General features: G+C 42.5%; 9 protein-coding genes. 8 read left to right on the top strand and 1 reads right to left on the bottom strand.

Annotation, left to right across the window (positions count from 1 at the left end):
- The first annotated feature begins 156 nt into the window (after nt 1-156).
- Complete coding sequence (locus NNL21_RS31040; protein WP_204819066.1) at nt 157-1,098, top strand: LysR family transcriptional regulator; 942 nt, start codon at nt 157-159, stop codon at nt 1,096-1,098.
- 27 nt (nt 1,099-1,125) lie between these two features.
- Here NNL21_RS31040 and metE read toward each other — a convergent pair whose 3' ends face one another.
- Nucleotides 1,126-3,399 carry a 5-methyltetrahydropteroyltriglutamate--homocysteine S-methyltransferase gene (gene metE, locus NNL21_RS31045; protein ID WP_204819067.1) on the bottom strand — a complete coding sequence of 758 codons (2,274 nt, stop codon included), beginning with the start codon at nt 3,397-3,399 and terminating at the stop codon, nt 1,126-1,128.
- A 277-nt stretch (nt 3,400-3,676) separates the two neighbouring features.
- Between metE and NNL21_RS31050 the strand changes: the two genes are divergently transcribed.
- The 7 genes from NNL21_RS31050 (at nt 3,677) to NNL21_RS31080 (ending at nt 9,489) form a co-directional block, all read left to right on the top strand.
- The gene (locus tag NNL21_RS31050) at nt 3,677-4,882 is read left to right on the top strand and encodes an extracellular solute-binding protein (RefSeq protein WP_204819068.1); all 1,206 of its coding nucleotides are present in this window, start codon (nt 3,677-3,679) and stop codon (nt 4,880-4,882) included.
- A gap of 657 nt (nt 4,883-5,539) precedes the next feature.
- Complete coding sequence (locus NNL21_RS31055; RefSeq protein ID WP_204819069.1) at nt 5,540-6,022, top strand: DUF2975 domain-containing protein; 483 nt, start codon at nt 5,540-5,542, stop codon at nt 6,020-6,022.
- A 10-nt stretch (nt 6,023-6,032) separates the two neighbouring features.
- The gene (locus NNL21_RS31060) at nt 6,033-6,254 is read left to right on the top strand and encodes a helix-turn-helix domain-containing protein (protein ID WP_204819070.1); all 222 of its coding nucleotides are present in this window, start codon (nt 6,033-6,035) and stop codon (nt 6,252-6,254) included.
- 71 nt (nt 6,255-6,325) lie between these two features.
- Complete coding sequence (locus NNL21_RS31065; RefSeq protein WP_204819071.1) at nt 6,326-7,570, top strand: DUF4153 domain-containing protein; 1,245 nt, start codon at nt 6,326-6,328, stop codon at nt 7,568-7,570.
- A 136-nt stretch (nt 7,571-7,706) separates the two neighbouring features.
- Nucleotides 7,707-8,165: a hypothetical protein gene (locus NNL21_RS31070; protein ID WP_204819072.1), complete on the top strand. Its 459-nt coding sequence runs from the start codon at nt 7,707-7,709 to the stop codon at nt 8,163-8,165.
- 244 nt (nt 8,166-8,409) lie between these two features.
- Nucleotides 8,410-8,922 carry a TetR/AcrR family transcriptional regulator gene (locus NNL21_RS31075; protein WP_204819073.1) on the top strand — a complete coding sequence of 171 codons (513 nt, stop codon included), beginning with the start codon at nt 8,410-8,412 and terminating at the stop codon, nt 8,920-8,922.
- Nucleotides 8,923-8,982: 60 nt separating this feature from the next.
- Nucleotides 8,983-9,489, top strand: a complete 507-nt coding sequence (locus NNL21_RS31080; protein WP_204819074.1) for a DUF4188 domain-containing protein — start codon at nt 8,983-8,985, stop codon at nt 9,487-9,489.
- Nucleotides 9,490-10,168 lie beyond the last annotated feature (679 nt).

Below are 10,168 nucleotides of genomic sequence, written 5' to 3' on the forward strand. Positions count from 1 at the left end.
AACTCCACTATGCGGCGAAGCTTACTTGCGTGAAATATAGGTCACTTGTCCAAATGATAGCTAGGGGTCAATGACGTGTCCCAACATCAGTTGATAGCTAATGAGATACATTGAAAGTAAAATACGTAAAGCAACACTTCTAAAGGACTGATAATAATGACTTTGCAGCAGTTAAAATACATACTAGCTATAGTGAGTTGCGGTTCCATTAGTGAGGCAGCCAAGCAACTTTTTATTTCTCAGCCCAGCTTATCAAGCGCAGTTAAAGAAATGGAGCAGGAAATTGGTGTAGACATTTTTTTGCGTTCATCCAAGGGCATCGTGCTTTCGAATGAAGGGGCTGAATTTTTATCCTATGCCAGGCAAGTCGTAGAGCAGGCTGAACTTCTTGAGCAAAGGTACATGAATAAGAAACCGTCGAAAAAGCTATGCGCCATATCGACGCAGCATTATGCTTTTGCCGTTCAAGCGTTCGTCAGCTTGTTGAAAGACTTGAACACGAATGAGTATGAGTGTACGTTACGTGAAACCAGGACGTATGAAATTATCGAAGACGTACGAAATATGCGCAGCGAGATCGGGATCCTATATCTCAACGACTTTAACCGGAAGGTAATCGAGAAAATATTGAAAGAAAGCAAGCTTCGATTCCACCCGCTGTTCGTGGCCGAGCCGCATGTCTTTATTAGCTCTGCGCATCCGCTTGCGGCCAAGACGATAATTGAAATCGAAGATTTGGATGAGTTCCCGTGTCTTTCTTTTGAGCAAGGCGAATACAATTCGTTCTACTTCTCGGAGGAAATTCTAAGCACGAGGACATACAAGAAAAAAATATCGGTAAGCGATCGAGCGACATTGTTTAATCTCCTCATCGGTTTAAATGGGTATACGATCAGTTCGGGCGTGCTCAATGAGGACTTGAACGGCGAGCATATTAAATCAGTGCGTCTGCGTACTGAAGAGAATATGCAGATCGGATATATCACGAATATGAAAGCCAACCTGAGTCAGCTCGCCGCCGACTATGTTCGGAAACTTAAGAGCATTATCTCGGATTTTGGTTACACCATTCTAAGCCAAGAGGATGAACCCGTCTGAGTTCATCCTCTTGCGTTACAAGCATTATTATTGCAATGTTGCTCTGATTTCTTTAGCAGCTTGGACCAAATGTCTCAGACTTTCCCAAGTTTCGGTTACGCCGCGCGTCTTCAGCCCGCAATCTGGATTGACCCACAGCTTTGCGACGTCGATCTTATCCAGCATGCGTAGCAGCCCTTGCTTGAGTTCATCTACACTTGGAATGCGAGGGGAATGAATATCATAAACCCCGGGACCGACCTCCGTTTGGAATCCACACGCATTGATCGCATCGATAATCGCCAGGTCCGACCGCGATGCTTCGAACGTAATGACGTCGGCGTCCATGGCATCGATATCGCGAATGATATCGCTGAATTGGCTATAGCACATATGGGTATGAATTTGCGTATCTGCCTGCACGCCGCTATGCACCAATCGGAAAGCAGGGATGGCCCAGCTCAAATACTCGGATTGCCAATCCGACTGACGGAGCGGCAGCTTTTCTCTTAGTGCGGCTTCGTCGATCTGAATAATTTCAATATGATTCGCTTCCAGATCCAGCACTTCATCTCTGATCGCAAGCGCAATCTGGAGGGCGCTGTCCTTCAAGCTGATATCCTCACGGGGGAAGGACCAGTTGAGAATTGTGACCGGACCGGTCAACATGCCTTTTACTGGTTTGTTGGTCAAGCTTTTGGCGTAAGCCGAATACTCGACCGTCATTGGTCTGGAACGGCTAATATCTCCCCATACGATCGGCGGTTTAACACATCTAGTTCCATAGGACTGCACCCAAGCATTTTTCGTGAAAATAAAGCCATCCAAGCTCTCACCGAAGTATTCGACCATATCGTTGCGTTCATATTCGCCATGAACCAGCACGTCCAAGCCAATCTCCTCCTGAAGCGCAATGGATTCCGCGATCTTGTCGAAATTGAACTGTTTGTACTGCTCCTCGGTAATGTCGCCTTTTTTGAAGGCGAACCGGTTCGCTCTCACATCGGCAGTCTGCGGGAATGAGCCGATGGTCGTCGTTGGCAGTGCAGGCAGCTTGAACTTGGCATTCTGAATCGCTTCACGTTCTGCGAAAGCGGGCAGTCTCGTGAAGTCAGCATCCGTCAAGGTTACCGTTCTCGCCTGTACAGTTTCGTTACCCTCAAAACGTGTGCCGTCAAAGAGCTTCTCGTTCTGAATATACAGCTCGGTCGAATTCGGATTCGCATGCGCCAAAATTGCTTTGATCTCAGCAAATTCACGAAGCTTCTCTTCCGCGAAAGCGAAATAGCGTTTGTTCTCGTCTGACAACGTCGTTTCGTGTTGTAACGAGTAAGGTACGTGCAGGAGAGAACAGGAGGAGCTGATCACCAGTTGCTTGGCCTGCCCGTTCAACTCTTGCAAGAGCGCGAGCGTGTTTTTATATTTGTTTCTCCAAATGTTCTTGCCGTTTATGACACCGGCGAACAGCACTTTGTCGTCCGAAAATCCATGCTGCCGCACGAGTTCCAGAGACTGTTTGCCTTCGACAAAGTCGATTCCGATTCCGTCGAAAGGAAGGGTTTGAAGCTCTTGATAACAGTCGCGAACGTCCCCAAAGTACGTTTGTACTAGGACCTTGACGTTTCCTTTGGAGGATAAAATGCGGGAATAAAGTTTCGAGAAGAGCACAAGATCATCTTTGCTAAGGTCTGTTACCAATTTGGGCTCATCGAGTTGAACCCACTCGGCGCCGAGTTCGCTCAACCTTTTCAGCACGGCCGCATAAGCCTCAGCCGTTTCATGAACAAAGTCGTCAGCTTGTTTGACACCGGTATATTTGGCGAGCTTCAACAACGTAAAGGCACCGATCAACACAGGCTTTGTCGTGATATTGTGCTGTTTGGCCTCCAAAAATTCATCGAATAGTTTCGTGCCCGCCAATCGGATGGTTGTGGAATCGTCAACTTCGGGAACCATGTAGTGATAGTTCGTGTTGAACCATTTTTTCATGGCTAACGCTTTAACGTCGCCTTGCGCACCTTGATAACCTCTCGCCAACGCAAAATACGTTTCTAATGGGTTAAGTTCGAGTGCTTGGTAGCGATCCGGTATGATATTGAACAAGCAAGCCGTATCGAGCAGACCATCATAGAAGGAAAAGTCGTTAGACGGAATAAAGTCGATGCCATTCTCTTGTTGTCTTCTCCAATGGTTGGCTCTAAGATCGGCGCCTGTCCGATGCAGCTCATCAATTGTAATTTCGTTTTTGAAATATTTTTCGGATGCGAATTTTAGCTCCCGCAGTGATCCGACTCTTGGATAGCCGATAAGTGATGTTTTCAATTCTAACCGCTCCCTACTCTGAATGATGAGTTTATTATAGGGCTTGGAATGTGTCGACGGAAAACACATAAATACTATAACAGGGTATAGTTTTTTTATATGGATCGTCAGGTGTCCGGTGAAAATAGAGCTTTAGACTGGCCGCTGGCATTAAACGGGCAGGATAATGCAGTCTTCTATTGCTATCATGTAAGTGTTTACAAATTAACATACGTCTTCTATAATTTTTATACCATCATTTACCAGTAAAAACAAAAATAATACTTTGGAGGTTATTATGAACAAAGAACCAGTCACACTAAACATTTTGCTTTACGATTGGATGGTAGATGGCTTTCAGAAATACCTAGATAAGTTCAATGAGGAATATCCCTGGATTACGATAGAACCTGTTCGAACCGCGGGACGCGAGGATCTGAGTTTAATCGAGTGGCAGAAAAATTTACAAGAGAAGGGCCAGTCCGCGGATTTAGCAATACCTTACGAATACTATCATTGGATTGAAAGAGGGATATTAGAGGATTTAACGCCTTATATTGAGAGCGATACAACGATTAATAACTCAAATGTTGTTGAAGGAAACCTAGATTCCTTCAAAATAGGTGAACAAACCTATGCTGTTCCCGTATTTTTAGACACCTATTGGTTTTATGTAAATAAAAATTTGTTGAAAAGCTTAAGTCTGGAGATGCCGTCGAACGATTGGACGTATGATGAACTTATTGAACTTGCAACAAAGGCCACAGATCTTTCGATACATCAATATGGTCTTGACTTTAGTCCACCCATCACGTGGTATGTAAAGTCGTTATATGCGATTGCGAATGGACATGCAGATCATGTATTTTTCATGAATAGGGATTTGACTGAAAGTGTTATTGATACACCCGAAGTCATTGCTGACCTTCAATGGCTTTACGACCTCGTCAACAAATATCAGGTGATTGTTAATGAAAATGTAGTACGCACTTTTTCGGAACCGCTCTTTTTTCAAGGAAAAACATTATTTGTAGTCGCAGATTACCCACCAGATCCTACTTGGAGCTTCGATTGGGACGTATTGCCGATGCCGAAGGGGACAAAGAAGCAAGTTACGATGCATCAAATTACACCTATGGGAGTACTTGCAACCTCGCAATATAAGGAAGAAGCTTTCAAGTTTATTAGCTTTTTCTACGAATTAGAAACACAAAAGTTATTAGCAGATGATGCAAAAGTGACAACTATTCGTCACCCAGAGCTGGATCATTATTACAATGAAATTGACCACTGGAAGGGAAAAAATGTGGATGCAATTAAACTTTCGAATACATTAGGCTATCAGGAGCCAATTATAATGGATTCGGTTTTTCATAAACAATATATGCCGCTTTATCACGACAGTAGCTGGAAGATATCTTCTGGAGAATTTAGTTTTAGTGAAATAACAAAAGAAATTGATAATTGGAGTAGAAATAAAGTTAAGTTTAATCTAAATAAATAGTAGAGGTTGTTACGCTAACGGGGAACGATAGTTCAATAAAACAGCAAAAGGATCCGCCGTGGGCGAATCCTTTTCATGTCTCCCTATGAAAATTAAACTAGCTCAAAACTAGTAAAAGAGCATAAGAAAGAAGACCCAGAAAAACGCTTTTAAAAAAAAGGCTGAGCCTTATGAGTGTTTATATAGAGTTAGGCAGACCGAAAAAACAACATACTTCCTTCTACAACCAATAAAGGCTAGGCTGGTGCAATAACCAGAGTAGGATTAATCTCTCATGAGTGCTTCCCGAAAGGGAGCGACAATCTGTGATGCACCGTGGTCGTTGGAGACAGACTAACGGATGGGCTCTAAGGCACCATAGCTCATCGACCTTCTTCGCCAGCCGTATTATCAGTATGGACGGATTCTTAACATTTTCATCATCTGTGGTGCAGCGCTTGCGCTGCATGGATGGCTAACGGGCAGGAAAGTTCAATAAGTTATAAATTGAATGTTTAAAGTTATAGAGCATTTCTTTGCAATGAGGAATGCTCTTTTTGGTTAGAAAAAGGATATTCATATAACAACAATATAATATAATTCATTAAATATTTATTGTAAAACGATAAAATGCATGTTAAAGTCAAATTGACAATCACTAAGTGAGGTGCTTTTTTTGTGAAACGAGGAACAACATTCTTTTTAAAAATAGCTGTTATTATTATTGGAATTCCTGTGCTTGCTTTGTGTATATTTTTGGTGCCTGAGATAGCGAATTATGCAGTGGAATTATATCCAGATATGACTTATTTGAAATATCTCGTTTTAATTGGTTTGTATGTAACAGCAATACCTTTTTACTTTGCTCTGTATCAAGCTTTTAAACTTTTAAACTATATTGACAAGAATAAAGCTTTCTCAGATTTATCTGTAAAGGCTTTAAAGACTATAAAATACTGTGCAATAACAATCAGTATCTTGTATGTGGTAGACTTGCCACTCTTTTATCTCATTGGGGATAAAGACGACGCCCCAGGCATCATATTACTCGGATTGGTCATTATATTTGCTTCAATGGTGATTGCTGTTTTTGCTGCTGTTCTCCAAAAGCTTTTAAAAGAGGCTATTGATATAAAATCAGAAAATGATTTGACAGTCTGAGGTGAATAACATGGCGATTATAATCAATATTGACGTGATGCTAGCTAAAAGGAAAATGAGCGTTACAGAACTTTCGGAGAGGGTTGGAATAACGATGGCTAATCTTTCTATATTGAAAAATGGAAAGGCAAAAGCGATTCGATTATCCACTTTAGAGGCGATTTGTAAGGCTTTAGAATGTCAGCCCGGAGATGTTTTAGAATACAGAAGTGACAAAGATACGCAAGGATAATAATGCATGGTTAATAAATATTGTGGAGGAAATTAGGACTTCATATGACAATTATAAAGGGAGGTATAACCATGGACATTAACAATCGGATTATTGACAATATTGATAACCCCTATGAGCTGGAGAGAATATTTAGAAAAGAACCCGAAGCTTTTAAAAAGTCATTCTCATACGCCTGGGAACAAAACCCTGATTCACAGGTTCTTGCCGTTTGGTTTGAAAGATTGCATTTCAAGGAGACGGTAAATACAGAGAAAGCTTCCTTGCTTCAGAAAGATTTCTTATTCATGGGCATTTTAGCAATTATGGCCGGGATTAGCACCAGGATCATTATGGATTTTGTTGAACAACAAGCAATAGCCCCTATTAACCTTGTATTTGGTATACTTCCCTTTATTGCCACCTATTTTGTATACAAGAATTCCGCCAACAAAAAAGTCCTTTACACCCTTGTAGCGTTATTATTAATCTCAGGATTTTATATGAATATGCTGCCACTAGAGAATAAAGACAGTATTATCCTGGCTTATCTACACCTACCCATTTTCTTATGGGTATTAGTAGGGCTTGCATTTACAGGAAATGAATATGGCATGGGCAGGACAAGATTAGCCTATCTTAAATTTAATGGGGAATTTTGCATACTCTACGCCAGCATGGCAATTAGCGGAATGCTGCTAACAGCATTAACCATGCAGTTATTTAGATTTGTAGGCATGGATATATCTGAATTCTATTTCAAAAATGTCGTTTTATTTGGTGCTGCCGCGCTCGCTATTGTGGCTACATACCTGGTATCAAGCAACCTTAAACTTGCTAAAAATATAGCACCATATATAGCTAAAATTTTTAGTCCTCTTGTACTGGCAACATTGTTGGTCTATCTTATAACGGTGATTTGGGTCGGAAAAAATCCATTCTTGGACCGCAATTTCCTCCTATCCTTCAACGGAATACTCCTTAGTGTATTGGTAGTCACCATATTCTCCATTACCGAGAGCGGCAAAGACGAGAAAAAGAACATTTCAGATTATATAAATTTTGGCCTAATTGTTCTTGCACTTATCATTGACTGTGTGGCTTTATCAGCCATAGTGTTCAGGCTCTCTTCTTATGGGATTACGCCCAACAGACTTGCTGTTTTAGGCGTAAACATACTGATATGTGCCAATCTAATTTGGATTATGCTCTCCTATATCCGATTTCTACTTAACAAAACCGGACCTTCAACCATCCAGGATGCGGTTACTAAGTATTTGCCGGTCTACGGACTTTGGGCAGCTTTCGTTACATTTATTTTCCCTTTAATCTTTTAATAGAAAGGCTCTGTAAATGCATATTTTTCTTTGTAAGAGGATAATAATAGACAACAAATTTTTCAATAAACGCAGAACGATAATTGAGGAGCTTGCCTTGGGCAGCTCCTTTTTAGCTAATTGAAGTAATGGGCAGATGAAGTTTTTGGTCTGTACTGGACATGGCGGATCATATTGGGAGGGAGCTTTCGTCAAGCATATTAATTACAAGTACCCTCAGATAATCTTGATTTCTGCAAATCATAATAACCATTTTGCTTGGGAAGAAGCAGTTGAAGAGGCAGGTTTAAAAGGCTTAAACGAAATGCACGGTGGTTTATTGTCTGTTTGTACAGCTATGTGGCCTTGTCCTGAATTGGTTAAAACCAATTCAATGGGATCAGACATACCTTCAGAAAACCGTCTTTATGCAGATTACTTAGGATGGGATAAGCTAACTCAGGATGGTTGCTGGGGAAAGTTTGAAGAAGGAATTTATTCACACGATGAACTGGCTGAAAAAGGTAAGACATTTTGGAACACATTTATTAAAAGAAGAACTGAAAATTTGAAACAAATCCTTGAAGAGGGCTACCGTCGAAAAACTCAAGGGTGATTCAGCTAACGGGCACGATATTGCAGTAGCAAACGTGAAGCAGGCGGCCAGATCGATTGGCCGCCTTTGTTGAACTAACGGGCAGAAGTGCACAATAAGGATATGTATGGTCCATTAAAAAAGTGCCGAACGAAAAATTTGACTTCAGGAGCCAATAATGCTGCTCTATTGGAAAAAGTTGTTGACAACTTGCGATGGCTCATGTATTTATTAATTAATAAATAAATATGGAGGGCATCAAGAAGTGGCCAAAGAAGACCGCAAACAACAAATTGTCGAAGCAGCCGTAACCGTCTTCGCCAAGCAGGGTTATTACAAGACGACGACCGCACATATCGCTCACGCAGTGGGGATTACGCAGCCGTATGTGTTTCATTTTTTCAAAACGAAGGAAGATCTGTTTATCGCAGTGCTGCAGCAGTCCGTCCAACGTATTTCAGGCATATTCAGGGAAGTTGAGGCGCCGGCGGAGCAACTGATGGATCAGATGGGCACAGCGTTCTATGACCTGTTGGAAACACACCGGGACGAAACGCTTCTGTCGATGCAGGCGTTCACGACGGCTGAGCCGATCATTCGTCAAAAGGTCCAGGAAGGCTTTGCCCATATTCATCAGGTAGTAAAGGAAAAATTCGAGCGAGCTCAGATTCCCCAGCCCGGCTTACAGGCGTCTAGCTTCATTGGTCTCGGGATGGCTGCGGTAATGTCAGAGGTATTGGAATTGCCCGAGCTTTCACCGTACTGCGAGAAGGAATAACAAACCTTTTCCTATTTTTGATTATATTTATTAATTAATAACGAAATGAGATGAATCTCAATGGCGAAAGTAATATCGGGAAGATACACAGCTCGTATGGAGGGGGATTTCGTCGTCTTCCTAATCGGCATGCGCGTCAATCGACTCTGGGCTGTACACAAATGGCTACCAGTATTTCTGGAAATGGGACCCATGCTGCGGGAACTTTACACCAATCGCAAGCTCGGCTTCCGTGGCACGGAGTTTATGCTGGGCTGGCGCAGCGTCCATCTGCTCCAATATTGGGATTCGTATGAGCAACTGGAGGCGTATGCCCGCGGAGGGCAGCATCTTACAGCATGGCGAAATTTCAACCGCAAGGTCGGAACGGATGGAACAGTCGGAATCTACCATGAAACCTTTAAGATCCGAGCCGACGAGTATGAGTGCGTATACGGCAATATGCCGGTGTTTGGGCTTGCGAAGGTGTCGGAGCATATTCCGGCTGTTGGCAAAATGGAGACGTCACGCCGCCGTATGGGAGGGGAGAATGAGCCCGCCGTGCCGACTCCGGTAAATCCACAATAAGCGTCGTAGATCATTGCGCTAAACGGGACACGATAGCTTAATAAACAACTAAAACGAGGCTGCCGACAAGGAAGCCTCGTTCTGCTACCCCGAAAATTACTCTTAGCACAAACACAAAAATGGCAGCACGAAACTAAGCTCAGCTTTAATGGTTTTTAAAAACTGTGCTTCATAGAAATTATGAAACATAGGAAGGTTAAGAGGCCTCCGAATTAGAAAGAGCGACTTGAAAACCAAGATTCTCGAGCTTTCCTACGGCTTGTCTAACAATCGTTGCTTGCTGTCGTTGTTAAAAGTAATGACTGCCTAAATCTTTGTAATCCTCTTTGCGCGCAAGGAGATGGTAAGGGAAGAGAAGATGATGCAGGATATCCCTCGATGTGCAGAACTACCGTAAGCAGCTTAAAGAACGCTTTTCAGTGATGATGACCTAAGCCAAATGAATGATAACAAGAAGCACGGATGAGTCGGAACGGCGTTAACATACGGACGAAGATCCTGCCGGGCAGCATATCTGACCTCCACCTCATGGACAGGTTGAATGAAGGAATGTGGGAGCGTAGACTCTGCGAGATGTGGGAGGGTAGACCGCCATGAGCTCATGTGGAGATCCAAGGGTGCAACCATACTTTACCATAACATCCACTTTTTAAAACGAGTGGTCTGGGTGGAGACTTTT

Source organism: Paenibacillus mendelii (assembly GCF_024498075.1).
GTDB classification, from domain to species: domain Bacteria; phylum Bacillota; class Bacilli; order Paenibacillales; family Paenibacillaceae; genus Paenibacillus_Z; species Paenibacillus_Z mendelii.

What these genes read in the sequence shown, in the direction of transcription:
- NNL21_RS31040 (WP_204819066.1), top strand. Translation starts at nt 157, where the DNA reads ATGACTTTGCAGCAGTTAAAATACATACTAGCTATAGTGAGTTGCGGT.
- NNL21_RS31050 (WP_204819068.1), top strand. Translation starts at nt 3,677, where the DNA reads ATGAACAAAGAACCAGTCACACTAAACATTTTGCTTTACGATTGGATG.
- NNL21_RS31060 (WP_204819070.1), top strand. Translation starts at nt 6,033, where the DNA reads ATGGCGATTATAATCAATATTGACGTGATGCTAGCTAAAAGGAAAATG.
- NNL21_RS31065 (WP_204819071.1), top strand. Translation starts at nt 6,326, where the DNA reads ATGGACATTAACAATCGGATTATTGACAATATTGATAACCCCTATGAG.
- NNL21_RS31070 (WP_204819072.1), top strand. Translation starts at nt 7,707, where the DNA reads ATGAAGTTTTTGGTCTGTACTGGACATGGCGGATCATATTGGGAGGGA.
- NNL21_RS31080 (WP_204819074.1), top strand. Translation starts at nt 8,983, where the DNA reads ATGGCGAAAGTAATATCGGGAAGATACACAGCTCGTATGGAGGGGGAT.